This is a genomic window from Anaerotignum lactatifermentans, assembly GCF_014982935.1.
Taxonomy (GTDB): domain Bacteria; phylum Bacillota; class Clostridia; order Lachnospirales; family Anaerotignaceae; genus Anaerotignum; species Anaerotignum lactatifermentans.
In genome coordinates, this window is the sequence record NZ_JADCKK010000035.1 from 1 (window position 1) to 26,461 (window position 26,461).

At 46.8% G+C, this 26,461-nt stretch carries 22 protein-coding genes; 18 read left to right on the plus strand and 4 right to left on the minus strand.

Features of this window, described 5'->3' with window-relative positions; genetic code table 11:
- Nucleotides 1–167: 167 nt before the first annotated feature.
- Nucleotides 168–1,532, minus strand: a complete 1,365-nt coding sequence (gene murC / locus INF29_RS09365; protein ID WP_193486207.1) for a UDP-N-acetylmuramate--L-alanine ligase — start codon at nucleotides 1,530–1,532, stop codon at nucleotides 168–170.
- A 329-nt stretch (nucleotides 1,533–1,861) separates the two neighbouring features.
- On the opposite strand from murC, the gene INF29_RS09370 reads away from it, so the two are divergent.
- The 13 genes from INF29_RS09370 (at nucleotide 1,862) to INF29_RS09430 (ending at nucleotide 19,790) form a co-directional block, all read left to right on the plus strand.
- Complete coding sequence (locus INF29_RS09370; RefSeq protein ID WP_193486210.1) at nucleotides 1,862–3,136, plus strand: glucose-1-phosphate adenylyltransferase; 1,275 nt, start codon at nucleotides 1,862–1,864, stop codon at nucleotides 3,134–3,136.
- On the plus strand, nucleotides 3,137–4,255 hold the full coding sequence (glgD, locus tag INF29_RS09375) for a glucose-1-phosphate adenylyltransferase subunit GlgD (RefSeq protein ID WP_072851748.1): 1,119 nt from the start codon (nucleotides 3,137–3,139) through the stop codon (nucleotides 4,253–4,255).
- Nucleotides 4,256–4,536: 281 nt separating this feature from the next.
- The gene (gene glmU, locus INF29_RS09380; RefSeq protein ID WP_087988564.1) at nucleotides 4,537–5,913 is read left to right on the plus strand and encodes a bifunctional UDP-N-acetylglucosamine diphosphorylase/glucosamine-1-phosphate N-acetyltransferase GlmU; all 1,377 of its coding nucleotides are present in this window, start codon (nucleotides 4,537–4,539) and stop codon (nucleotides 5,911–5,913) included.
- Nucleotides 5,914–6,030: 117 nt separating this feature from the next.
- A complete protein-coding gene (locus INF29_RS09385; RefSeq protein ID WP_087988565.1) occupies nucleotides 6,031–6,990 on the plus strand; it encodes a ribose-phosphate diphosphokinase in 960 nt (319 codons plus the stop codon).
- A 454-nt stretch (nucleotides 6,991–7,444) separates the two neighbouring features.
- Nucleotides 7,445–8,425, plus strand: coding sequence for a 2-hydroxyacid dehydrogenase (locus INF29_RS09390; protein ID WP_087988567.1), 981 nt, complete (start codon nucleotides 7,445–7,447; stop codon nucleotides 8,423–8,425).
- Between the two features lie 251 nt (nucleotides 8,426–8,676).
- Nucleotides 8,677–9,354, plus strand: a complete 678-nt coding sequence (gene pth, locus INF29_RS09395; protein ID WP_072851755.1) for an aminoacyl-tRNA hydrolase — start codon at nucleotides 8,677–8,679, stop codon at nucleotides 9,352–9,354.
- On the plus strand, nucleotides 9,351–12,854 hold the full coding sequence (gene mfd / locus INF29_RS09400; RefSeq protein WP_193486213.1) for a transcription-repair coupling factor: 3,504 nt from the start codon (nucleotides 9,351–9,353) through the stop codon (nucleotides 12,852–12,854). The genes pth and mfd overlap by 4 nt, the downstream gene beginning before the upstream one ends.
- Nucleotides 12,855–12,955: 101 nt before the next feature.
- Nucleotides 12,956–13,927 (plus strand): peptidyl-prolyl cis-trans isomerase, encoded by a 972-nt coding sequence (locus INF29_RS09405; protein WP_193486215.1) that lies wholly within the window; start codon nucleotides 12,956–12,958, stop codon nucleotides 13,925–13,927.
- A 169-nt stretch (nucleotides 13,928–14,096) separates the two neighbouring features.
- Nucleotides 14,097–14,912 (plus strand): EFR1 family ferrodoxin, encoded by an 816-nt coding sequence (locus tag INF29_RS09410; protein ID WP_072851760.1) that lies wholly within the window; start codon nucleotides 14,097–14,099, stop codon nucleotides 14,910–14,912.
- A 243-nt stretch (nucleotides 14,913–15,155) separates the two neighbouring features.
- Nucleotides 15,156–15,836: a polyphosphate polymerase domain-containing protein gene (locus INF29_RS09415; RefSeq protein WP_193486234.1), complete on the plus strand. Its 681-nt coding sequence runs from the start codon at nucleotides 15,156–15,158 to the stop codon at nucleotides 15,834–15,836.
- 87 nt (nucleotides 15,837–15,923) lie between these two features.
- Entirely contained in the window at nucleotides 15,924–16,598 is a 675-nt protein-coding gene (locus INF29_RS09420) for a DUF4956 domain-containing protein (RefSeq protein WP_072851763.1), read from the plus strand.
- 15 nt (nucleotides 16,599–16,613) lie between these two features.
- Nucleotides 16,614–18,611: a CotH kinase family protein gene (locus tag INF29_RS09425; protein ID WP_193486245.1), complete on the plus strand. Its 1,998-nt coding sequence runs from the start codon at nucleotides 16,614–16,616 to the stop codon at nucleotides 18,609–18,611.
- Nucleotides 18,612–18,920: 309 nt separating this feature from the next.
- Nucleotides 18,921–19,790, plus strand: coding sequence for a hypothetical protein (locus tag INF29_RS09430; protein ID WP_193486248.1), 870 nt, complete (start codon nucleotides 18,921–18,923; stop codon nucleotides 19,788–19,790).
- A gap of 209 nt (nucleotides 19,791–19,999) precedes the next feature.
- On the opposite strand, the gene INF29_RS09435 is transcribed toward INF29_RS09430, so the two are convergent.
- Entirely contained in the window at nucleotides 20,000–20,980 is a 981-nt protein-coding gene (locus tag INF29_RS09435) for an aldo/keto reductase (RefSeq protein WP_193486251.1), read from the minus strand.
- 125 nt (nucleotides 20,981–21,105) lie between these two features.
- Here INF29_RS09435 and INF29_RS09440 point away from each other — a divergent pair, with 125 nt between their 5' ends.
- Entirely contained in the window at nucleotides 21,106–21,462 is a 357-nt protein-coding gene (locus tag INF29_RS09440) for a winged helix-turn-helix transcriptional regulator (RefSeq protein WP_191343577.1), read from the plus strand.
- Between the two features lie 11 nt (nucleotides 21,463–21,473).
- The gene (locus INF29_RS09445) at nucleotides 21,474–22,637 is read left to right on the plus strand and encodes an alanyl-tRNA editing protein (RefSeq protein WP_193486254.1); all 1,164 of its coding nucleotides are present in this window, start codon (nucleotides 21,474–21,476) and stop codon (nucleotides 22,635–22,637) included.
- A gap of 128 nt (nucleotides 22,638–22,765) precedes the next feature.
- Here the strand turns inward: INF29_RS09445 and INF29_RS09450 are convergent, their stop codons facing one another.
- Nucleotides 22,766–23,098, minus strand: a complete 333-nt coding sequence (locus INF29_RS09450; protein ID WP_072851775.1) for a branched-chain amino acid transporter permease — start codon at nucleotides 23,096–23,098, stop codon at nucleotides 22,766–22,768.
- 2 nt (nucleotides 23,099–23,100) lie between these two features.
- A complete protein-coding gene (locus INF29_RS09455) occupies nucleotides 23,101–23,793 on the minus strand; it encodes an AzlC family ABC transporter permease (RefSeq protein WP_072851777.1) in 693 nt (230 codons plus the stop codon).
- A 182-nt stretch (nucleotides 23,794–23,975) separates the two neighbouring features.
- Here INF29_RS09455 and INF29_RS09460 point away from each other — a divergent pair, with 182 nt between their 5' ends.
- From INF29_RS09460 to INF29_RS09470, 3 genes are read left to right on the plus strand one after another with little or no spacing between them, the layout of a single operon-like run.
- The gene (locus INF29_RS09460) at nucleotides 23,976–25,232 is read left to right on the plus strand and encodes an aminopeptidase P N-terminal domain-containing protein (protein ID WP_193486258.1); all 1,257 of its coding nucleotides are present in this window, start codon (nucleotides 23,976–23,978) and stop codon (nucleotides 25,230–25,232) included.
- A complete protein-coding gene (locus tag INF29_RS09465) occupies nucleotides 25,229–25,939 on the plus strand; it encodes a DUF2161 family putative PD-(D/E)XK-type phosphodiesterase (protein WP_193486261.1) in 711 nt (236 codons plus the stop codon). The genes INF29_RS09460 and INF29_RS09465 overlap by 4 nt, the downstream gene beginning before the upstream one ends.
- A 10-nt stretch (nucleotides 25,940–25,949) precedes the next feature.
- Nucleotides 25,950–26,324, plus strand: a complete 375-nt coding sequence (locus INF29_RS09470) for a YccF domain-containing protein (protein ID WP_072851798.1) — start codon at nucleotides 25,950–25,952, stop codon at nucleotides 26,322–26,324.
- The last annotated feature ends 137 nt before the right edge of the window (nucleotides 26,325–26,461 follow it).

Here is a 26,461-nt window from a genome sequence, read left to right on the forward strand (position 1 = left end):
TCGTTTCTACCACCAGTTGCTTGAATTCTGGTGTATATCGTTTATTTGGTACTCCTTTTGGCATAAAAATCACCCCACTTGTTATTCAGTATATCATACTGTCTAACAAATGGGGTGCAGTTCATGACAAAGATTTCAGCTTTCTTTATTTTCTTATGATTTCAAACTTATTTCAGGAAGTTTTCCCCGATTTTGTATACATCCCCTGCGCCTACAGTCATGAGCAGGTCACCGCTCTTGCAGTGTTCGTGCAGATATGCTTCAATGGCTGCGAAATCACCTACATAACGGGCGGATTTGCCAGTCTGGGCAATGCGTTCTGCCAGCTGTGCTGCACTGACAGTGCCGTCGTCTGTTTCTCTGGCAGCGAAAATGTCCGCAATGATGATTTCATCCGCGTCGCCGAAAGCTTCCCCAAATTCATCAAAGAGGAAACGGGTACGGGAGAAAGTATGAGGCTGGAACACACACCATGTGGTGTTGTGCTGCACATTCTGTGCTGCCGCAAGGGCTGCTTTGATTTCTGTGGGATGGTGGGCATAGTCGTCGATGACAGTGATGCCGTCCTTTTTCCCTTTCAGCTGGAAACGGCGTTCTGTACCGGTGTAGTGGTGCAGACCTTTCACGCAGTCCTCAGGCGCTGCCCCAAGGAAAGCAGATGCCGCAATGGCAGCCAGTGCGTTGGTGATGTTGTGTTCCCCGGGAATATGCAGATGTATGGTGGTGAAAAATGCGCCGTTGTGGTATACGTCAAAGCTGTTTCTGCCGTCAGCTTCATGAACGATGTTTTCCGCCCGCCAGTTAGCTTTTTCGCTGAGACCGAATGTTTCCACATGACAGGTCAAGCCGTCTGTCAGTTCTTCCACATGGTCGATCTTTTCGGAAATCACCAGCAGACCCTTGTCAGGTACTCGCTGGGCGAAGGCGTGGAAAGAACGGCGGATGTTTTCCAGTGTTTTGAAATAATCCAAATGGTCGCTTTCTACGTTCAGGATAATGGCAATGAAAGGATTGAACTGCAAAAAGCTGTCAAAGTATTCGCAGGCTTCCGCTACAAAATAAGGGGAATTGCCGATGCGCAGATTGCTGCCGATGGTGGGCAGGATGCCGCCTACGGTGATGGTAGGGTCTTTTTCGGCTGCCAGCAGGATCTCGGAAACCATGGATGTGGTTGTAGTCTTGCCGTGGGTACCGGATACGGCTACGGAATCATGATATTCGTCCATGATCTGCCCCAGCAGATGGGCGCGATCCATGATTCGGATGCCTTTTTCGTGAGCTGCCCGAAGTTCCGGATTGTCATCATGGATGGCTGCGGTGTATACCACCAGTGTGATGTCATCGGTGATGTTTTCCGCGCGATGTCCGAAATTGATGTGGATGCCCAGGCTCTGCAGATGTTTGGTGACAGCTGTTTCCTTTACATCGGTGCCAGATACCTGATGGCCGCGGCTGGCAAGAATTTCCGCCAGACCGGACATGCTGATGCCGCCGATGCCGATAAAATAAATATGTTCTTTTGTTTGTGTCATAATCAACCGCCTCTATCGAATTTTATGGATTTGTCAAATTACACAGAATTTCGAATTTATATTGGATTCCATTATAGTATACCAGCGAAGGAATGGCAATTCTTTTGGTTTGCTTTTCTATATTTTATACAGTTTTTTTTGTAAATATTATAAATTTTACAACCTTTTGAAATTGCAATAGCATAAATGTTCATTTTTTTTTAGCGAAAAATCATGAAAATTCATATATTGTGTGTGTTTCTTTTGGACAGATACTATGTTATAATGGGCTTGTATCCTTGTATATACATGTGTACAAGGATGTACATAATAAGCAAGGGGTTGGTAATATGCGTAAAAAAGAGATGATCGCAATGCTTTTAGCGGGCGGACAAGGCAGCCGCCTGGGGATTCTCACACGGAAAGTTGCGAAACCTGCTGTTACTTACGGCGGCAGATTCCGTATCATCGACTTTCCACTCAGTAACTGTATCAATTCCGGCGTGGATACCGTGGGCGTTTTGACCCAGTATCAGCCGCTGCGTCTGAATCAGCACATCGGCATCGGTATTCCCTGGGATCTGGACAAGAAAAACGGCGGTGTAACCATTCTGGCGCCTCATGTCAAAGGCGGAGATTCCGGGGAATGGTTCATGGGGACTGCCAATGCTATCTATCAGAATATCGATTTCATCGACAGCAACAATCCGGAATACGTACTCATCCTTTCTGGGGACCACATTTATAAAATGGACTATTCCCAGATGCTGCGCTTCCATAAGGAAAAAGGCGCGGCAGCAACCATTGCCGTTCTGGAAGTGCCCATGGAAGAAGCAAGCCGCTTCGGTATCATGAACACAGAAGACGACGACAAGATCTATGAATTCGAAGAAAAACCCAAAAATCCAAAGAGCAATCTGGCTTCCATGGGGATTTATATCTTCACATGGAGCAGACTGCGTGAAGCACTCATTGAGGACAATGCCATCCATGCCGACAGCGATTTCGGGAAACACATCATTCCTAAAATGCTGGAAGAAGGTCAGACCCTCTACGCTTATCGCTTCCGTGGATACTGGAAGGATGTAGGTACCATCGAATCCTATTGGGAATCCAATATGGAATTGATCAAAGCTCTGCCTGAATTTAACCTGTATGAAGATTTCTGGAAGATCTATACCAACAGTGACCATCAGCCGCCGCAGTATACGGCACCTGGCGCGAAGGTAAAAGAATCTCTGGTTTCTGACGGCAGTGAAATTTATGGTGAAGTAAACCATTCCGTTCTGGGACCTGAAGTAGTTGTCAAAGCCGGCGCTGTGGTTAAAGATTCCATCATCATGGGCGGCACAGTCATTGAAGAAGGCTGTGTCATCGACCGCTGCATCATTGACGAAAACTGCAAGGTTGCAAAGAACGTACATATGGGTGTGGGCGAAAACATCCCCAACGAAACAAAACCCAATATCTACAACACAGGTATTACCGTTCTGGGCGCAAATACCAGCGTGCCGGAAGGTGTTGTCATTGGGAAAAACTGCGTGCTTTACGGCAATACCGTAGCGGAGGATTATTCTGGCGGTACCCTGGAAAGCGGCAAATCTGTGATTCGGGAGGGGATTTAAATGAAAGCAATTGGGATTATTCTGGCAGGCGGTAACAACGACGGCCGTCTGGGTGTGCTGACAGAACAGCGTGCTTCTGCGGCTCTGCCCATCGGCAGCTGCTATCGTGCCATCGACTTTACACTGAGCAACATGTCTAACAGCGGTATCGGGAAAGTAGCTGTACTGACACAGTACAACTCCCGTTCTCTCCGTGACCACCTGACATCTTCCAAATGGTGGGATTTCGGCAGAAAACAGGGGGGCTTGTTCGTATTCACACCCTATACCAGCAGCACAGGCAATGACTGGTTCCGCGGCACAGCGGACTCCATTTATCAGAATATGACATATCTGCACCGCAGCAACGAAGAATATGTCATCATCGCTTCCAGCGATTCTGTATACAAAATGGATTATCGTGATGTTCTGCAGTATCATATCGATAAAGGTGCAGACATCACTGTGGTTTATCAGAACATGGAAGGCAAAGACCTGACCCATTTCGGTATCATGCAGATGGATGAAAACAAACGTCTGCTGGGCTTTGAAGAAAAACCTGAACAGGCACAGACCACATCCGCATCTCTGGGTATTTATGTGATCTCCAGAAAACTGCTGATTGATCTGCTGCAGGAAGTCGTGCCTCAGGGCGGCTACGGTCTGGTAAAAGATATCATCATTCCTTACAGCAAGAAACTGAACATCTTTGGTTATGAATTCAAAGGCTACTGGAGCAGCATCGGTACAGGCATCCATGGTTACTTCGAAACCAACATGGACTTCCTGAAAAAAGAAGTGCGTGATGTTTTCGTAAATCAGTATCCTTATATTGAAACAAAACCCAAGGATGAACCTCCTGCAAAATATAACGCAGGGGCAGACGTAACAGACAGTATCGTCGGCAGCGGCGCTATTTTCAATGGCACTGTGGAACACTGCGTGGTATTCCGTAAGGTTTATATCGACGAAGGCGCAGTGGTACGCAATTCCATTTTGATGGAAGGCGTTCGCATCGGCAAAAACTGTGTCGTAGAAAATGCCATCTTGGATAAAGAAGTTTCTATTTCCGAAGGTCAGCAAGTCATCGGTAAATCTTCTGAAGAACCCATCATTCTGAAAAAAGGAACGAAACTGTAATCCTGACATAAAATAAAAAAAGGCGGTCGCTTTCAGAAGTGCGCGGATAAAATTCCGGCACAGGCTGGGGGCGGCTGCCGTTTTTTTCGGAAAAACCACAAAGTGCCCCTTCACAGAGATACAAATGTATTTTGTATACGTTTTTTGTGAAAAAGGTATATTGCTTTTTGTGGCGAAAAATGAGAAAATGATACATAGTAATAAAAAGGGGGATTACCCCCTTTTTCAATGGGAATTTATAGAAGATGCGAAAATGGGACATGTTGCGAGAGGAGAAGATTATGGAAAATCTGAAAGCAATCATTTTGGCAGCGGGCGAAGGTACCCGTATGAAATCCAAGAAACCAAAAGTACTCCATGAAATCATGAACAAATCCATGGTGGAGTATGTCATTGACACAGCAAAAGACAGCGGCGCGGAAGCCGTATGCGTTGTGGTTGGCCATCTGGCAGAACAGGTGCAGGCAGCCATCCAGAGAGAAGATGTGTCTTTTGCCCTTCAGACAGAACGCAAAGGCACTGGCCATGCGGTGAAAATGGCTGGCGATTTCATCGAAGACGATAAGGATATGCTGATTCTGTATGGGGATACACCGCTGATCACAGGGGAAACACTGAAAGGTGTTATTGAGGAGCATCGTGCAAAGGGCAATGCCGTAACTGTTGTATCTGCTATGGTAGATGATCCTACAGGTTATGGCCGTATCATCCGTGATGAAGCAGGCAATTTTGTAAAGAGCGTAGAACATAAAGACGCTTCTGAAGCAGAACGTGCTGTGAAAGAAATCAATACAGGCATTTATGTATTCCGCGGGGCAGACCTGAAAAACGCTTTGGGCAGACTGAATAACAACAACGCCCAGGGAGAATATTATCTGCCCGACTGTCTGGAAATCCTGCTGGGCGACGGCAAAAACGTTGGCGCATACACAGCAGCAGACGAAAGCGAATTTTTCGGCGTAAACTCCCGTGTGCAGCTGGCAGAAGCGGCTGCTATCCTGAAACGCCGCATCAACCGCAAACATATGGAAAACGGTGTTACCATCGTTGATCCTGAACAGACATATATCGGCAGTGATGTACAGATTGGCAGAGATACTGTGATTCTGCCCGGCTGTGTCATCGAAGGCAAAACCATCATTGGTGAAGACTGTGAAATCGGTCCCAATTCCCGTCTGACAGACATGCAGCTGGCAGACGGCGTGAAATTCCAGACTTCCACAGGTCTGGAATCTTCCATCGGCAGCGGCACAACCGTTGGACCTTTTGCATATATCCGTCCCAACTGCCACATTGGCAACAATGTAAAAGTGGGCGACTTCGTAGAAGTGAAAAATTCCAATATCGGCAATGGCACCAAGATTCCACACCTGTCCTATGTGGGCGATACAGACGCAGGCGAAAAGATTAACTTCGGCTGCGGCAGCATCATGGTTAACTACGATGGGGAAAAGAAACATAGAACCACCATCCACGACCATGTATTCGTTGGCTGCAATGTAAACCTGGTGGCACCTGTTACCATCGAAAAAGATTCTTACATTGCTGCAGGCTCCACCATCACCAGAGATGTGCCTGAAGACGTTCTGGCAGTTGCCAGAGCAAGACAGACCATCATCAAGGGATGGAAGGCAAAACGGGTGCAAAAGAAATCATAAAATCTGTCGATTTGTGTTGAAATTGGCAGAAGATAGGTGTAACATTATAATATAGCGACGTATGCTATTGCAAAGGCGAGAATAACGTTCAAGAGTAAAAGTAGGGGGATACCAAACATGATTTATTCAACCGGCAGTAATATCAAAGTATTTGCCTGTAATTCCAACCGTGATCTGGCAGAATCCATCGCTAAGAAGCTGGGTCTGAAGTTGGGCGACGCAGAAGTGGAAAAATTCAGCGACGGCGAAATTTCCGTTAAAATCAACGAAACCATCCGTGGCGCTGACGTATTCATCATCCAGTCCACTTCTTATCCTGTAAACGACAACCTGATGGAACTGCTGATCATGATCGATGCTATGAAACGTGCATCCGCAGGCAGAATCACAGCTGTTATGCCTTATTACGGCTACGCTAGACAGGATAGAAAAGCAAGAGCAAGAGATCCCATCAGTGCAAAACTGGTTGCAAACATCCTGACAAGCGCTGGCGCAAACCGTGTGCTGACAATGGACCTGCACTGTGCACAGATTCAGGGCTTCTTCGATATTCCTGTAGATAACCTGGTAGGCAGCCCACTGCTGACAAATTTCTACATCAATAAATACGGCGATGATCTGAAAAACTTTGTTGCAGTTTCTCCCGACCTGGGCAGCGTAACAAGAACAAGAACATTCGCAGAAAGACTGAACATTCCTCTGGCTATCATCGACAAACGCAGACCCAAAGCAAATGTCAGCGAAATCATGAACATCATCGGTGATGTCAAAGGCAAAAAAGTTATCCTGGTTGACGACATGATCGACACAGCAGGTACAATCACAAACGCAGCAAATGCGCTGAAAGAAAGAGGCGCTGTAGAAGTAGACGCTTGCTGTACACATGCTGTACTGAGCGGTCCTGCTATCCATAGAATCCAGGATTCCGCTATCACAGAACTGCTGGTTCTGGATACCATCGAACTGCCTGCTGACAAGAAGATCGACAAGATCACTTCCGTATCTGTTGACGATCTGTTTGCAAACGCTATCAAATGCATCCACGAAGGCGTTTCCATTTCTCAGCTGTTCGACTAAAAAACAGTTTTTTGTCAAAATCTGTAAATTGAACCCACAAAACCACCTTTGCGGTTTGACCGCAAAGGTGGTTTTTTTGTGTAAAAAAAGTTGAAAAAGAAAGATTTTTCAAAAAACCAACCGTGGAAAAAAGTGGTAGAAAAACAACGGAAAAGTTCTGTTTTTTCGCAAAAAAGCAGGTCTTTTTGAGCCGAAAATATCAGCGGGGAATTATGTCCAAAAAACGGAAAAAGGGTCTGATGGAAACTATATGTTTTTTTGTATACACAAAGAAAAAGCTATTAGCAAAACTTACAATTTTTCGGAAAGTCGGTTGACAAAATAAGTAAAATAGATTATATTGTTAAAAACAAGACAAACAGGTGTGGCAAATATTGATATCCAAAGGGTTTCATACATCCTGTTTGCTATCCATTTTCTACTATTACATCAAAATTTTAGGAGGAATTTAGAAATGAAAATCGCATTTTTTGACACAAAATCCTACTGGAAAGATTCTTTCGGTCCCATGGCTGAAAAATATGGTTATGAAATCACATTCTTCAACGAAAGACTGACACCCGCTACAGCTCATCTGGCAGCTGGTCATGACGCTACATGCTCTTTCGTTAACGACGAAGTTCCCGCAGAAGTTATCCGTGAACTGAAAGATCTGGGTATCAAAGTTCTGCTGCTGCGTTGCGCAGGTTTCGACAGCGTTGATCTGGCAGTTGCTAAAGAATGCGGTCTGCCCGTTCTGAGAGTACCCGCTTACTCTCCTCAGTCTGTAGCAGAACAGGGCGCAGCTCTGCTGATGGCTATCAACAGAAAATGCCACCTGTCCTATCAGAGAACAACAAAATTCAACTTCGATATCGCTGGTCTGACAGGTATCGCTCTGTACGGCAAAACAGCTGGTATCATCGGTACAGGTAAAATCGGTCAGTGCATGATCGACATCCTGAAAGGTTTCGGCATGAACATCATCGCTTATGATGCATTCCCCAACCCTAACCTGGGTCTGGAATATGTAACACTGGATGAACTGTACGCTCGTTCCGATGTTATTTCCATCCATTGCCCTCTGATGCCTGCTACAAGACATATGGTTGACAAAGACGCTTTCGCTAAGATGAAAGACGGCGTAATCTTCATTAACGTAGCTCGTGGCGGTCTGGTTGACTCCGAAGCTCTGGCTGATGCAGTAGAATCCGGCAAAGTTCGTGGCGTAGGTATGGACGTTTGCGAAGTTGAACATGAATACTTCTTCGAAGACAGAAGCAACCTGGAAAAACACGATCCTACACTGGCAAGACTGCTGGCTAACGAAAAAGTTCTGATTTCCGGTCACCAGGCATTCCTGACAGAAGAAGCTCTGGAACAGATGGCTAAAGTTACTCTGGACAACGCAAAAGCTTTCCTGGCTGGCGAAGAACTGGTAAACGAAGTAAAATAATTCCGACTAAAATACTTCCTTCGTGTCAAAAGGAAGACAGACGGGTAAGATCCAAATGGGTCTTACCCGTTTTTTTGCGGTTTTTTGTGGAAAAGAGCGGCATTTTTTCTCCTTAGCCTTTTGACGGCAAGCCAAAAGTGTGGTATACTTTCCGCAGTTATAAATCAGTAAGAACAGCTCTAATCTCACCCCCACATGCGTTGAAATTAGGGCTTTGTGTCGTGTGGAAAAGAAATAAGAGGAGAGGAACTATGGGACTTTTTGACCGTTTTAAAAATCAGGAAAAGGGACAGGAATTTTTCGTCATCGCGGGTCTGGGCAATCCCGGACGGGAATACGCAGAAACAAAGCATAACGTTGGTTTTTGTGTCATTGACCGACTGGCGGAGAAATATCATATTGATGTGACCAAGTTTAAACAGAAGGCGCTTATTGGGGATGGCACCATCAACGGGAAGCGGGTACTGCTGGTGAAACCCCAGACATTTATGAACCTCAGTGGGGAAAGTATCCGTGAAATCGTCAATTTCTACAAAATCCCTCAGGACCGTTTTGTGGTGATCTACGATGATACTTCCATGCCCGCAGGGCAGATTCGCCTGAGAGAAAAAGGCAGTCACGGCGGACATAACGGCATCCGCAACATCATTCAGCAGATGGGTACAGACGTGTTTTACCGCATCAAAGTGGGTATCGGCGAAAAACCCAACGGCTGGGATTTGGCGGATTATGTGCTGGCAAAATTCGACAAAGACGCGATGCCCCTTATGGAAAGCGGCATGGATAAAGCGGTACAGGCGGTGGAACTGATTCTTTCCCGTGGTATGGCAGATGCCATGAACCGCATGAACCAGCGTCCTAAAGCGCCTAAGCCCAAAAAAGAACCTCAGGAAAAGCCTGAGGAAACCAAAAAAGAGGTGGAAGCATGAAAAGCCTGACAGAGCCCCTGTTGGAGCTGGAAAGCTATCAATCATTACTGGATGAAATCCGGAGAGGACATACCCCTGTGTTTGCCACAGGGGTCATTGACGTGGAAAAAAATCACTTGCTCTATGGGGTACAGGAACATTTGCAGCGCCCCATGGTGATTCTGACCCATAGTGAAGTCCGGGCAAAAGAGATTCTGGAGGATATGCAGTTCTTCACAAAGACAGGCATGTATTATCCCGCAAAAGATATCCTCTTTTACAGCGCAGACGTTCATAGTATGGAAATGAACCGCCAGCGTTTTCTGGTGGTGGAAAAACTGCTGGAGGGGAAATGCCCCCTCATTGTGGCATCTGTGGAAGCACTTCTGGACAGATACCCTAAAAAAGACGTGTTCGCATCTTTTCTCCTGACATTGCATGTGGGGGAAGTGCGGGAACTGACTGACTTAACAAAACAGCTGGTGTTTATGGGTTATGAACGGGCAGAACTGGTGGAAAGCCCAGGGCAGTTTGCTGTCCGCGGGGGGATTTTGGACGTATACCCCCTGACAGCAGAGGATGCGGTGCGTATTGAATTCTGGGATGACGAAATCGACAGCATCCGTACCATGGATGCCCAGAGCCAGCGTTCCGTGGATAAACTCAACACTGTGACCATTTTCCCCATGCGGGAACTGGTCTATGACGAAGAAACAGCAAAAGCAGCGGCAGACAAAATGGAAGCCGATTACAAAAAAGCCCTGAAGAAAATGGAAAAAAGCACCGTGGAGGACGGCGTGGAACGGATGAAGGAGCATATCGGGGAAAATATTGACTTGCTTCGTTCAGAACTGAGCTTTGCTTCTGTGGGCAGTTTCATCAACTATTTTTATGATGATACCGTAAGTTTGCTGTCCTACTTACCAGAGGACACCATCCTTTGTTTTGATGAACCTCAGCGATTGGCAGAACACATGGATACTCTGCGGCAGGAATATGAGGAAAGTATGAAAGGCAGAATCGCACAGGGCTTTTTGCTTCCTGCCCAGAGCAAACTCCTTTTCGATTATCTGGATATTCTCCGGCAGGCAGAGGACTTCGACCGTATTCTTTTGGCAGGGATTTCCCAGCGGACACCTCACTTCCAGCCCAAAGCACAGGCGGATTTTGCGGTGCGTTCCATTCCTTCTTTCCAGAAACGGGCAGACCTGTTCTGTGAGGAATTGCAGTATCTGAAAAAACAGAATTACCGGATTTTGGTGCTGACGGGGACAGGTACCCGTGCCCAGAGGATGGCGACGGAATTGACGGAAATGGATGTGCCTGCGGTCTATGTGGACGACTTGGAAAAAGAAATGGTGCCCGGCAGTGTTTGGGTGTCCAAAGGTTCTCTGTCCAAAGGCTTCCAGTATGACTATATCCGTCTGGCTGTCTTTTCCGACAGCGAGATTTTCGGCAAGAGCGGCGAAAAACGGAAGAAGAAAAAGAAGAAAAACGGCGTTGCCATCCAGAGTTTTTCTGACCTGCACATCGGGGACTATGTGGTTCATGATAACCACGGCATCGGCGTGTTCCGGGGATTGGAGAAAATCTCCGTGGAAGGTGTCCAGAAGGATTATATGAAAATTTCCTATCGAGATGGGGGCAATCTCTTTGTGCCCGTCAGCCAGATGGATATGATTCAGAAATATATTGGTTCCGGCGGTGCCGCACCCAGACTGAACAAACTGGGGGGACAGGATTGGCTGAAAGCAAAGGCAAAAGCCAGAACTGCCGTGAAGATACTGGCGGAGGACTTGGTTGCCCTCTATGCCAAACGTGCGGCGGCAAAGGGTCATGTGTATGGGGCAGATACTCTGTGGCAGAGGGAATTTGAAGAAGCCTTCCCCTTTGATGAAACAGATGACCAGCTGAACGCCATCGAAGATGTGAAAAAAGATATGGAAAGCGGCAAAGTCATGGATAGACTGGTCTGCGGCGACGTTGGCTATGGCAAAACGGAAGTTGCCATCCGTGCCGCATTCAAAGCCGTGCAGGATGGAAAACAGGTGGCATATCTGGTGCCTACCACCATTCTGGCACAGCAGCATTACAATACCTTTGTCCAGCGTATGTCCGGCTATCCTGTGAAAATCGAACTGCTGTCCCGTTTCCGCACGCCAAAACAGCAGAAGGAAAGTCTGAACGGATTGGAAAAAGGCTTTTCCGATATTGTCATCGGTACTCATCGTATCCTGTCTAAAGATGTGAAATTCAAGGATTTGGGTCTGGTCATTGTGGACGAGGAACAGCGTTTTGGGGTGGCACATAAGGAAAAACTGAAACGTCTGCGGGAAAATGTGGACGTCCTCACATTGACAGCAACGCCTATCCCTAGAACATTGCATATGTCTTTGGCAGGCATTCGTGATATGAGTATTCTGGAGGAACCCCCGCAGGAACGCCGTCCCATCCAGACTTATGTCATGGAAAATAACCCGGAATTTATCCGAGAAGCCATCCACCGGGAATTGAGCCGTGGCGGTCAGGTATTTTATCTCTATAATCGTGTAGAAACCATTGGGGAAGAAGCCTTCCGGGTGCAGAATCTGGCGCCGGAAGCCAATGTTGCCTTTGCCCATGGGCAGATGTCGGAAAGAGAACTGGAAAACATTATGCAGGACTTTATCAGCGGCGAAATCGACGTGCTGGTATGTACCACCATCATTGAAACGGGCATGGATATTTCTAATGTGAATACCATCATCATTCAGGATGCGGACCGTATGGGATTGTCCCAGCTCTATCAGCTTCGTGGGCGTGTAGGCAGAAGCAACCGCACCGCTTATGCTTATCTCATGTACAAACGGGATAAGATGCTGAAAGAAGCGGCGGAAAAACGACTTCAGACTATTCGGGAATTTACGGAGTTTGGCTCTGGTTTCAAAGTTGCCATGCGTGACCTGGAAATCCGTGGTGCCGGAAACCTTTTGGGTGCGGAACAGCATGGGCATATGGAATCTGTTGGTTATGACATGTACTGCCGTCTGCTGGAAGAAGAAGTCCAGAACCTGAAAGGAGAACCTGTGGCAGAAACATTTGAAACCACAGTGGATTTGAATATCAATGCTTATCTGCCTGATTTCTATATCAAAAATCAGGAACAGCGCATGGATTTGTATAAGAAAATCGCCGCTGTCCAGACCATGGAAGAATATTACGACATGCAGGAAGAACTGGAAGACCGTTATGGTGACCTGCCAAAGAGCGTCCAGAATTTGCTGGAAATGGTGCTGCTGAAAGCGGAAGCCCATCGGTTGGGCATCACAGCCATCAACCAGAAGGGCAGCAACATTCTGGTGGAATTCCGTCCCGATGCGCCTTTGGACCCGGAAAAGCTCACAAAGTGCATTGCGGAAAGCCGTGGACGGTATCTCTTTACTGCCGGCGCCATGCCTTATGTGACTGTCAGACTGAAAAAAGGCGAGGAAAACAAAGGCGTGCTCTATATTAAAAGTTTATTACAAGGGCTCAAAGCATAGTTTTTTCGGAAAAAAATGTGTATAATAAAAGCTAACCTTCTTTTTGGACAGAAAAAGAAGATGAAAAGACATGAAACCGAAAAAAGAGAGTGTGATTTTTTATGAAAAAGAAAGCGAAAGGGGCATTATGCCTGCTGCTGACTGGGCTTTTGTGGCTTACAGGCTGCGGCAGTTCTTTTTCCGATGAAGTCATAGCGCGCATAGATGGCAGAGAAGTCATGAAGTCCGAATATATGGTATATCTTTATACCAGCACCCAAAGCTTTGTTTCCGCCGCAGGCAGTGATGTCTGGGACATGGATTTTGACGGCATGACCGGAGCGGAGCTGGTGCAGGAGCGGGCATTCAGCACCATACAGAGTGTGGTTGCCGCAGAACAGTATGCGGAGGAAAACAACATTTCTCTGACAGAAGACCAGAAAACAGAAGCCCATACCATGGCAGAGGAATTCCTCAGCCAGCTGACAGAGGAAGAACTGGCAAAAATGGGCGTGGATCAAGAACAGATGGAAACCCTCATGGAGGAATCTTATCTGTATTCTGTGGTCTATGACACATTGGCAAAGGAATGCGAAGTCAATGCCGATGAAATGGAACAGTATTATCAGGAAAACGCCGACGCTTTGCGGGAGGAATATACCCAGATTACCATTGATACCATCATGGTGAATAATGAGGCAACGGCAAAAGAAGTCAGCGAAAAGGCAAAAGCCGGAGAGGATTTTGCCACATTGTTTGAAACCTATGACACAGATACTTCCGCCAAGGAAAACGGCGGCAATGGACAGATGACACTGTATCAGAATTATCTGAACAATACCTTTGGGTTATCGGAAAATCTCACATTAGGTGAGATTACAGACCCCATTGAGGTGCGGGGCAGTTATTTCATACTGAAAGTGGAATCCATCACCCCGCCTACAGATGAGCAGGTGAAACAGCTGGCAGAGGACGCTTACCGCCAGCAGGTACAGTCCGCTTATGTGGAAAGCCGTCTGTCAGAAATGATCGCGGCACAGGAAGTGGAAAAAATTCCCGAAGCGTGGGAGAATATGGAAACATTCCAAGACTGATAAAAACCGGAAATGTTCGATGATGGTCGGATATTTCCGGTTTTTTGCGTGAAAAAGAAAGATGGTCAGACAATGTTGTTTTTTTGTCTGCGGCTTGAAAAAGGGAGATGGATAGAGTATCATAAAAGAAAAACATTTATCAGGGAGAGAGAAAGGAGTCTTGTTTACAATGGAAATCAAAAAAGTATGGGCCATGTATTTCAGCCCCACCGGCGGTACCGAAAAAGCAGTGAGAACTGTATCCGCTCATGTGGCAGAAAGCCTTGGCGTTCCTGTGGAAATATATGATTTTACACTGCCTGACGTACGGAAAAAAGAAATCGCTTTCACCGAAACAGATCTGGTGTTCTTCGGCACTCCTGTTATTGCAGGTCGTGTACCTAACGTATTGCTGCCTTATCTGAAAACTGTTGTGGGCGGCAAAGCCTATGCAGTGCCTATGGTATCCTTCGGCAACCGTAACTTCGACGATGCCCTCATCGAACTGCGGAACATCCTGGAAGACGACGGCTTCCGCACCATTGCCGGCGGCGCTTTTGTCAGCGAACATTCTTTCTCCAGAAAACTGTCCGCAGGCAGACCCGACGAAGAAGACTACAAAGTCATGCATGAATTTGCAGAAAAAATCGTGGAAAAAATCAACAGCGGCTGGGAATACGACGGTCCTGCTTATGTAAAAGGGGAAGACCCTATCCGTCCTTACTTCACACCCAGAGATCGTTATGGCAATGCCATCGATATCCGTAAAGTAAAACCCAAAACAAGCGACGCTTGCTGTGGCTGCGGTCTTTGCGCGGAAGTTTGTCCCATGGGCTCCATTGATAAAGTGGATTTCTCCTGCACAGGCATTTGCATCAAATGCTGCGCATGTATCAAGAAATGCCCTTCCGGTGCGAAATACTTCGACGACCCCGGCTACATCTATCACAAAGAAGAACTGGAAGAATTGTATGAAGGCAGATCTTTGCCTGAATATTTTGTATAAGAATATAGGTTCCTGAGAAAAAACGCGGGAGCTTCTGTAGAACAGAAGCTTTCGCGTTTTTTGTATTTTCTAATATATTTTTTAGAAATCAAAGGAGATTTTCAAGAAAAACGGATGTTTTGTTCACATATTGTTTACAGTTCTTAGTATTTTCTAATTTTTCCCTAAGTACCCATTTAAGTATCTTCCCGTATACTAAACGCTGTATTGATTTTAAAACATACAGAATGTGAGGTGAGAGCGATGAAAGAACAATGGCGTGCGGAACTGAAGTACACCGTTGCAGCAGCGGAAAGCAGGATGCTGGCGGCTCGTATGGCAGCATTTATGGAGCGGGATATCCACGGAGGCAAGACGGGATATCTGGTGCGTTCTCTGTATTTCGATAATTTTTACAACAAATCCCTGCGGGAAAAACTGGATGGTGTGGGCATAAGAGAAAAATTTCGTATCCGCTGTTATGATGGGAATTTCGGCTTTATCCGTCTGGAAAAAAAGAGCAAGCGTTACAATGCAGGCAATAAGACCCAGTGCCGTGTGACGGCAGAGGAAACCCAGAGGATTTTGGATGGTGACATTGGGTGGATGGCAGAAGATGAACGGGCACTGGTGCGGGAATTGTACCTGCGGATGCAGATGGGGATTTATCGCCCTACGGTCATTGTGGATTATGACCGAGAGGCACTGACTTACGCACTGGGGAATGTCCGTGTTACATTTGACAGACGGATTCGCGGCTGCCACCAGCCCCGGTTATTTTTCTCAGAAAATCTGCCGTCCATTCCAGCCATTTCTCCAGACAGAGTGGTCATGGAAGTGAAGTATGACGATTATTTGCCGGATATTGTGAACCGTACCTTACTGACGGTGAAAACAAAAGAACAGGCTTTTTCCAAATATGCAGCCTGCCGTATTATGTGCTGATGGGCAGTAAGAAAAAGAAAATAGACATGAAACAGAAATATGCAGCATAAATACAAGCGATGAAAACAAGATAGGAGAGAACGGAAGATGACATTTCAAGACATTTTTAAGAGCAGCTTTTTGGAGAGCTTCAGCAGCTTTTCATTGACGGATACCCTGCTTTCTTTGGCAGCGGCATTCCTCATTGGTTTATTTATTTACTTTGTATATCGGAAAACATACAGCGGTGTCCTTTACAGCCGCAGTTTCAACGTATCCCTCATTGCCATACTGCTGGTGACCTGTCTGGTGATCCAAGGCGTAACCAGCAATGTGGTATTGTCTTTGGGTATGGTAGGTGCCCTGTCTATCGTGCGTTTCCGTACGGCAGTGAAAGACCCCATGGATTTGGTATTTTTGTTCTGGGCAATCGGCGAAGGCATCCTTTGTGGCGCTTCTTTGCTGCCTTTGGCAATTCTGGGATGCCCTATTATTGGTATTTTCCTGCTGGTATTTGCCAACCGTCAGCAGGCAGATAGCCCTTACCTGCTTATCATCCGTATGGACAGCGTGGAAGGTGAAAGCGCAGTGACAAGCTTTGTACAGCAGGTTGTAAAACGCATGACCCTCAAGTCTAAAACCATCACCGGCGGACAGGGGACTGAACTGATTTTTGAAATCTGCCCCAAAAACGGCGAAAGTGCTTTTGTCAACGAAATCAGCCGCATGGCAGGGGTGCAGTCAGCGGTCATGGTAAGTTATGACGGCAACTACGCAGCGTAAAAGGAGGCGAAGCCAATGAAAGGACTGCGGGAATATAAATTTCTCTTGCTGTCTGGACTTGCTTTGGTGGTTTTTGCCTTTCTGGTCTTTGGCATCGTATCCCGAGAGGACGCGGAAGCGAAGGAATATCCTTATCTGGATAATCTTTTTGCGGAAGGTGTCGTCAATGAGATCAATATTGAAATCAGCGAGGAAGATTGGGCGGATCTGGTGGAAAATCCACTGGAAGAAACTTATTACGCCGTGGATGTGACCATCAACGGGGAAACCCTGTCCAATGTGGCACTGCGGACAAAGGGCAATAACACCCTTACTTCGGTAGCGTCCTCCGATTCTGACCGCTACAGTTTTAAGATAGATTTTGATTATTTCAATGACGGTGAAAATTACTACGGCTTGAAAAAGCTGAATCTGAATAACAACTATGGGGATGCCAGCTACATGCGGGAATATATTTCCTATCGCATCATGGGTGAAATGGGCATTCCCGTTCCTGCCACCAGCTATACCCATATCACCATCAACGGGGAAGAATGGGGCTTGTATCTAGCAGTGGAACCCATTGACGAAGTCTTTCTGGAACGTACCTTCGGGGACAGCACCGGAGACTTGTATAAACCGGACGGCACTGGCGCGGATTTGGTATACCGTGGAGATGACATGTCAGAATATCCCGGTCTGGTGCTGAAAACAAATGAAGAAACTTCTGACGGCTCTGCCATTCTGGATTTGATGAAGGCGCTGGAGTCAGGAGAAGGTCTGGAAGATGTGCTGGATGTGGACGAAGTGCTGCGGTATCTGGCGGCAAATGTGGCATTGGCGAACTATGACAGCTATTTGGGCAACACCACCCACAACTATTATCTCTATGAACAGGATGGACGCTTTACCATTGTGCCTTGGGATTATAACTATTCCTTTGGCGGTTTTGGCGGCGGCGAAGTGGATATTTACGAGCCGACCAATCAGTCCATGGGTATGGGCGGCGGCAGACGAGGTGACATGGAAAATGCAGAAGCCCAGACAGCGGCAGGAGAAAATGCTGGGGAAGAACAGACAGCACAGATGCCAGAAGGCATGGAACGACCTGACAATATGGGAATGGATATGCCGAAAGGTATGGAACGTCCAGAAGGTATGGGCGGCGGCATGGGCGGCAGCAATGAAAAGCCTTTGGTGGATACATTGCTTTCTCAGGATGCCCTTCTTGCCCGGTATGAAAGCTATCTGGCAGAAATCGCGGAAACTTATTTCACAGAGGCTTATATGAGCCAGATCGTCAGCGAAACAGCGGAAATGATCGCGCCTTATGTGGAAAAAGACGCTACTGCCTTCTTTACCTATGACGAATTTCTGGAAGCATCTTCCGCCGATGCCACAGACCCCAATTCTCTGGTTTATTTTGCCGTTTCCATGGCAGAGAGCATTGAAAACCAGCTGGCAGGGGGCGAACCTACATTCAATACTAGTTCCTTTGTAGCGGCGGCAGCAGGCGGTGGTGGAAAACGCCCCGGTGAGGATTTTGGAGGCATGCAGGATACCGAACAGACTGCTGGCGATACGGCAGACGACCAAACCCAAAGAGTTCCAGAACAAATGGGAGATATGGCAGGACAGCCGCCGGAAATGACGGAAGGAACGGAACAGGCTGCCGGTGATACAGCAGAGAAGCAATTCCAGAAAGTTCCGGGAGAAATGGCAGGACAGCCGCCGGAAATGACGGAAGGAACCGAACAGACTGCCGACACAGCTCAAAGTGATACAGCAGAAGCAAACGACCAAACCCAGAAATATCCAGAACAAATGGGAGATATGCCCCAGCGTGGGGAACAGGGGCAGCGCGACGGTGGCCCCATGGGAGTCATGTCCCGTGTTACATGGCAGGATGCGGCACCAGCGTTGGCTGTCTGCGGCGGCATCTTCCTTTTGAGCTTTGGATATCTGCTATATTTCAGACGGCGGCGAAGATTATCCATGCCAAAGCAGGAAGAAAAAACAGATACAACAGAATAACAAAATCAGATATAGCAAAAAGCATCTATACGCTTAGGGGCATTTTCATAAGAAAACAAAGAAAGCTGAAATCCTTATCAAAACAAAGAATTTCAGCTTTCTTATTTTTATGGAGAGGATATTTGGTGTGTTTTCTTCTAAAGACAGCCGTTGCAATTCCCTTTAAGAAATCAATCAAACAGAAAACCAATGTTTTCTTAAGAGGAAGCCGCTGTGCAGGTGCTTTTTCTGTGCAAAAAGGTATATTGCCTATGGGTACTTTTCTGTGATACCATGAAACTATAGGAGAGCAGGAAAGGGGGAAAAGATATGAGAAAGAAAAGTTTTGTTTTTGTTATATTGCTGGCATTTGTCTGCATGGTTCCCCAGAGGGCTTTTGCCAATATGGCTGCGCCGGAGGATGCAGATGTGGGCTCTGCCATTACTTTTGAGAAAAATGATGAAATTGCCGTATTGTCAGAAGATTTGGAAATTGTGGTGCAGGGACCCGATGCCCATATTACAGCTACTTATGAAATGAAAAACACCACGGACGAAGCTCTTTCCATATCTTCCATGTTCCTTTCGCCCAATATGGAAGAAAGAGGCGTGACAGTGACAGTCAATGGCGAACAGGTGGATGTGTCTGTTCAGCGATATGGCATGAACGGCAGTACGAAAATTGTTACTGATGACTGGCGATACACAGTTTTGACTACAGAAGAAGTTGCCAATTTAGACCCTGACCGCACCGTGGATACCGTTACTTTCCAAATGGATTTCCAGCCACAGGAAACTTTTCCTGTTATTGTTTCTTATGACTACAATCTAGGCGGGTATCCGGAACTGGATTTCAATGCCAAACGAGGAGAACTGGAATATTATCTGGCACCGGCCGCCATGTGGAAGGATTTTTCTGACCTGACCATCCGGCTTTATCTGGATCAAGATATGCCTGTGCTGGTGGAAAGCAGCCTGCCTTTTGAGAAGGTGGCAGAACGGGAATATGTCTACACTTCTGATACTTTGCCGGAAGAAAACCTCCGCATTACCATTGACGAAAACGGCTTTCAGAATTTCATTAGCACTCTGAAAAGTCCTTATTTTCAAATGACATTGCGTTTCTTTGCACCATTCATCATCTTTGTGGTGGTTGTTGTGATTCTCATTCATGTATGGCGGAAAAGGCGGAAATCGTAAAACAAAAGCCATTCCCTACAGCAGTTTCTCTTAAGAAAACACTGTTTGACTTTTGTCCCATTTCTTAAAGGAAACTGCGACGGCTATCTTCAGAAGAAAACATACCGAATAAAATCCTATAAAAATAAGAAAGCTGAAATCTTTTGTACTAGCGAAGATTTCAGCTTTCTTTGTTTTCTTATGAAGAAGCACCAAAAAGGGAATGTTTTTTACCACAAATGGTGTACAGTGGGGCGAATATATTTATCATAAATGGCTTTGACCCCTGCCATCTGTTCCGGTGTCAGGTCGGGCAGTTCCGCCGCTTTCACATTCTGGAGCACCTGTGCGGTTTTGCTTGCGCCGGGAATGACCACGCTGACAGCCTCGTGCATGAGAATCCAACGCAGAGCGTAAGGAATGAGGTTTTCTGTACCCAGCAGAGCTTTCAGTTCTGTGACGGCTGTCAGACCCAGTTCATAATCCACGCCGGAGAAAGTTTCCCCTTTGTCAAAGGCTTCTCCGTTGCGGTTGTAGAAACGGTGGTCGTTTTTGCCAAAGACGGTGTCTTTGGAGAATTTCCCTGTCAAAAGACCGCTTGCCAGAGGCACACGGGCGATGATGCCCACATCTTTTTTCTGGGCAGCGGGGAACAATTCCTCAATGGGTTTCTGGCGGAACATATTGAAAATCACTTCCATAGCGGAAATGTCGTATTCCATGGCGGCAATGCCTTCAGATACTTTTTCGATGCTGACGCCGTAATGGGCAATTTTGCCTGCACTTTTCAGATTTTCCAGAGCGTCAAAAACTTCGTCTTTCTGGTAAACAGAAGTGGGCGGGCAGTGGAGCAGCACCAAATCCAGTTTTTCCATGCCCAAACGGGACAGGCAGCCGTCAGTGAAGCGGACAACGGAGTCTTTGTTGTAGCCTTCCGCTGTGTGAGGGTTCAGCCCTCTGCCGATTTTGGTTGTCACGAAGAAGTGGTCAGGATGAGCTTTCAGGATTTTGGAAATGGCAAGTTCGCTGTTGCCGTCGTTGTAGATGTCTGCCGTATCCAGAAATGTGATGCCGCTGTCGTAAGCTGCATCCAGAATTTTCTGGGCTTCTTTCGCGCAGAAAGGTTCCCCCCATTTGGTACCTAACTGCCAGGTGCCCAGTCCGATTTCGGAAATCATGGCATTTGTTTTGCCGAAACGTCTTGTTTTCATATGAAAATCTCCTTTACTTGACAAATGTATCCTAAGTGTATAAATTACTGTATAGAAACTGTAACAAAGAGAGAAATCCCTGTCAATCAGGCACTTTTTTTGCCCTTAGGGAAAGGAAGGTAACTATGACAAAGAAAATTCAGGTGGGCTGTGAAATGGAAGTCACCCTCAAAATGATTGGCGGCAAGTGTAAGCCCTTGATTCTCTACATATTGGCGGAGGAAGGCACTCTGCGCTTTGGGGAATTGATGGCAAACATCCGCACCGTTTCCCAGAAAACCCTGACAAATCAGCTCCGGGAGCTGGAAGCCGACGGGCTGATCCTGCGGAAAGCTTATGCGGAGGTACCGCCCCGGGTGGAATATTCCCTGACGGAAAAGGGCAAATCCCTTTTTCCCATATTGGAGCTTATGTGCCAGTGGGGAGAAGAAAATATTGATGAACGCTTTGAAATGACAAATCCCCGTTGTACGGGAGAGTAAGGAGGAGAAACATGGAAACCGTGAAATTATATTATGACAATGCTTATACCATGGATTTTGTGGGCAAGGTGGTATCCTGTGAGCCCAAGGGCAAAAACTTTGCCGTGGTGTTGGAAGGTACTTACTTTTACCCCGAAGGCGGCGGACAGCCTGCGGACATTGGCACACTGGGCGGCGCAAAGGTAACAGACGTTCGGGAAAAAGACGGCATCATTTCTCATATCACCGACAAGCCACTGGAAGTGGGGGCAGAAGTGGAAGGTCATATTGACTGGAACCATCGTTTTGACCTGATGCAGAACCACTCCGGCGAACATATCCTTTCCGGTATTATTTGCGGCAAATATGGCTGTGACAACGTGGGGTTCCACATGGGCAAAGATGCCATTTTGATTGACTTTAACACAAAAATTCCCGCAGAAGACCTGCCTGTGCTGGAACGGACTGCCAACGAAGCTATCTGGCGGAATGTGGCTTCCAAAGTTACCTATCCTTCCAAAGAAGAATTGGAAAAACTGGAATACCGCAGCAAAAAGGCACTGGAAGGAAAAGTGCGCATCATGGCCATTGGGGAATATGACTGCTGTGCATGCTGCGGCACCCATGTACAGAAAGCCGGAGAAATCGGCATGGTGAAGATTCTTTCTGCCCAGAATTATAAAGGCGGCACCAGGCTGGAAATCGTCTGTGGTATGCGTGCATTGGCGGATTATGACGAAAAAACAGAAAACGCCGCGGCCATTTCCGAACTGCTTTCCGTACCCACCGGAAAAATTGCAAAGGCAACAGAAGCCCTTTTGAAAGAACGGGATGAGCTGAAACAGATTATCAGCCGTATGAAATGGGAAAAAATCAACAATATCGCGGAAAAAGTGGGCGAAACACCCAAAGCCTGTGTATTTGCCACAGACTTTGATTCTAAGGATATGGTGCATCTGGCAGATACCATTCTGGATAAAACCGGCGGCACAGCGGCAGTTTTTGCCCCTGCCGGCACAGGGTATGCCTTTGTACTTATGAGCCGCACAGAAGATATGCGTCCTATGGCGGCGGAAATGAAAGAAGCCTTTGGCAGCAAAGGCGGCGGCAAGCCCGAAGCGGTGCAGGGCAGAACAGAAGCCAAAGAAAAAGAACTGAAAGCGTTTTTTGGGGAAAAAGGTTATACTGTTTTTTGATTCCGTTGCAATCAAAAGCAATTTCCTTTTCGGAAAACATAACAGATAAAATAAGAAAGCCGGAATCCTTTGTGTGATAAGGATTTCGGCTTTTTTGTTTTCTTATGAAGATATCTCGTGATTTTCTTTTACGCAGGGAAAACCACCTGCACCAATATCATATAACAGACCGTACCGCCCACGATGCTCAGCAATGTTTTGCCTTTCCAAAGATGGAGCACTGCCACCACTGCCACGGCGATAAACTGAGGCAGGAAGCCGGAAGGTGCGGAAAAAGTGGTGCTTTTTAAGCAGTAGACCACCAATAACGCCATGACTGTAGCTGGAAGGACTTTTCCCAGATATTGCACAGGGGCAGGGATTTCTCTGCCTGCGAATATGGCAAAGGGTGCCACACGAATCAGAAAGGTACAGATGGAAGCCGTCAGGATGATGGCGAGCGTTTGTGTAGATGTAATCATAATCATTCCTCCTGTTCTTTTGCCAGAATCCGGCTTTTCAGTGCCATCAAAACGGCAACGCTGATGAGCAGTGTCGGCAGGATAAAGTTGTCGGGACCGAACACCAGTAAACAGCCAATACCGGCAATGATTCCTGTCAAAGCGGGGATATGGCTTTTTGCACCTTTCCACTGTTCGATGAAAATAACGGTAAACAGAGCAGTCATGGCAAAGTCGATGCCTGTGGTGTCAAAGGTAATGAGGCTGCCGGCAAGGGAGCCAAGAGCAGTTCCGATGAGCCAATAACAGTGGTCGAAAATACTCATAAGGAACATGACTTTTTTGGTGTCCAGACCTTCCTGTGGTTCATAGGAGCACAGCAGGGAATAAGTTTCATCCGTCAGGGAATGTACCATATACAGATATTTCTTACCCATGCTGCGGAAGGTGTCAATGAAAGACAGCCCGTAGAACAGGTGACGGCTGTTTACCAGCAAAGTCATGATGGCAACGGTAATGAGCGATGTGCCGCCCGTGAGGAATTGCAGCAGTACAAACTGCATGGAGCCTGCGTATAGTATCAGGGAAATGAGCAGCGCCCAAAAGACGTTGTATCCCATGTTCTGCATCAAAAGACCAAAGGCAATGCCGATGGAAAGGTATCCTGCCAGAACAGGGATGGTTTTTTCAAAGGCAAATTTCCATTCTTTATTCAATCGTACCCCTCTTTTCCTTCTCTTTTGTTCAGACTTGCATTTTTTTCGTTCCTTGCTACAATTCTAATATAGAGAAATGACATTTTCAAGGAAATGTGCGTTTTTTTGCACAAAGGAATTTGTAAGAATTTCATCATAAAAAATTCAAAGTTTTTTGGTAGGATATTTAAGGAGGAAATGACATGACAGAACGGTTTTTCATAGATAACAGAAGAAAACTGGCAGCCAGACTGGAAGAAGGCAGTGCTGCTGTACTTTTTGCAGGAAAGGCACCCCTGAAACGGGGGGATGAATACTATCCCTTTTCTCCTGACCGTAACTTTTACTATGTGACAGGTGTGGAACGGGAAAACTGCGTATTCCTGATGGCAAAAATCGGCGGCGGTTTGCAGGAAACCTTGTTCATTCCCAGAGATAACGGTATCCTTGCCAAATGGGTAGGGGCAAACATGACAACAGAAGAAGCGGAAGAAATCAGTGGTATGACAGACATTCGCCCCATTGATGCGTTCACCGATGATTTTGCCCAGATGGTGTTCCGCAACAACATCACAAAGATTTATCTGGACTTGGAACATCGGGAATGGGATGATGTGCTGACACCTGCACTGCGTTTTGCAAAAGAAGTACGGGAAAAATACCCTGCTATGGCGGTGGGGGATTTGTATCCCATTTTTGGTGACCTGCGCCTCATTAAAGAGCCTTACGAACTGGAAAAAATGCGGAAAGCTATGGACATTACCAGAATGGGTGTGGAAGCCATGATGGCAAATGCCCGCCCCGGTATGATGGAATATGAAATCGAAGTCCATTTTGATTTCACCCTCATGCAGCACGGCGCAAGGGAAAAAGCATTCCAGACCATTGCTGCCGCTGGGGAAAGAGGCACCATCCTCCACTACACCAAAAACAACGGCCAGACAAAAGACGGCGACCTGCTGCTGGTGGACTGCGGCGCACAGGTGGATTGGTACAATGGGGATATTTCCCGTACCTTTCCTGTAAGCGGCAAATTCACAGAACGGCAGAAGCTGGTTTACAACATTGTGCTGGAAGGGCAGCAGAAGGTCATTGATGCCATTCGTCCCGGTCAGCCTTTCTCCCGTTTGAATGAAATCCTGAAAGAACACTATCTGGAAGCCTTGAAAGAAATCGGACTGGTGGAAACCATGGCAGATGTGGCAAAATACTATTACCATGGGGTCAGCCATTATCTGGGTGCGGAAACCCATGACATTGGACGGTACACAGAACGTGTGCTCCAGCCGGGCATGGTGCTGACAGTGGAACCGGGGCTGTATATTGAAGAATGGGGCATTGGCATCCGCATTGAGGATGACGCACTGGTAACAGAAGACGGCTGCGAAATCATGACAAAAGACATGATTAAGACCGTAGAAGAAATTGAAGCCTTTATGGCGAAAGGAAAACAGGCATGACATTTGCGGAAACAGATTTATACGAGCCTGTCTGCCGCTTTCTGGAGGAAGAAGGCTATCGGGTGCAGGCAGAAGTGAAAGACTGTGACATTGCGGCGGAAAAAGATGGGGAACTGATCATTGTAGAACTGAAAAAGTCCTTTCAGCTGAAGCTGGTCTATCAGGCATTAGACCGCCAAAGCCTGACAGAACAGGTCTTTGTTGCCATTCCCCGTCCCCAGAAGGGACAGCGGGAGAAAAGCTGGAAAAACATGCTGAAACTGCTGAAACGACTGGAAATTGGTCTGCTGACTGTGGCATTGGACAGTCCCCTCAAGACCGTGGATGTGGTGCTGACCCCTTCGGACAGCTTAGCGTGGAAAAACAGAAAGAAACGGGAACGATTGCAGGCAGAGTTGGAAAACAGACAGGTTTCTGCCAATACCGGCGGCATGAACCGCAGGAAAATCGTGACGGCTTATCGGGAAAAAGCACTGCATCTGTGCTGTATTCTGGAAAATCGGGAAGCCGTTACATATGGAGAACTGCGGGAAATGGGGCTGGAAGAAAAGTATATGTCCATACTCCGCAGCAATGTATATCACTGGTTTGAACGTGTGGAAAAAGGCGTGTATCGTCTGTCGGAAGAAGGACGGAAGGCTCTGGAAGAAAGAAATTATGAAAAAGTTGTAGCATATTATCGAAAAAGTAATGAAAAGGAGGAATGAAATGTCTATCATCAATGTATTGCTAAACATCCTGTGGATCATATTTGGCGGTCTGCTCTCCGCATTATGCTGGATGTTGGCTGGTGTATTGTGTTGTATTACAGTCGTGGGTATTCCCGTGGGCTTGCAGTGTTTCAAGTTTGCGAAGCTGATTCTGATGCCCTTTGGTAAGAAAGTCTATTTCGGAAACATGTCTTCCGGCTCTGTCCTTTTGAATGTCATCTGGATATTGCTGGGCGGGCTGGGTCTTTGCATTAGCTCCATTGCCATGGGCGTGGGCAGCTGCCTGACCATCATCGGGATTCCCTTTGGTTTGCAGCATTTCAAATTTGCCGCCCTGGCATTGATGCCTTTTGGCGCGGAAATCCGTCCCATGGAAGACTAAAAACGCTACAAATCAAAACCACCCGTTGAACGGGTGGTTTGATCAGACCCTATAAGGGTCTATCTCTTGTGGTAGCCCCCTAAAGGGGGCATTGAATAGTCTGGCAACCACACTTTTAACTCTGGCTGCCCCCTACT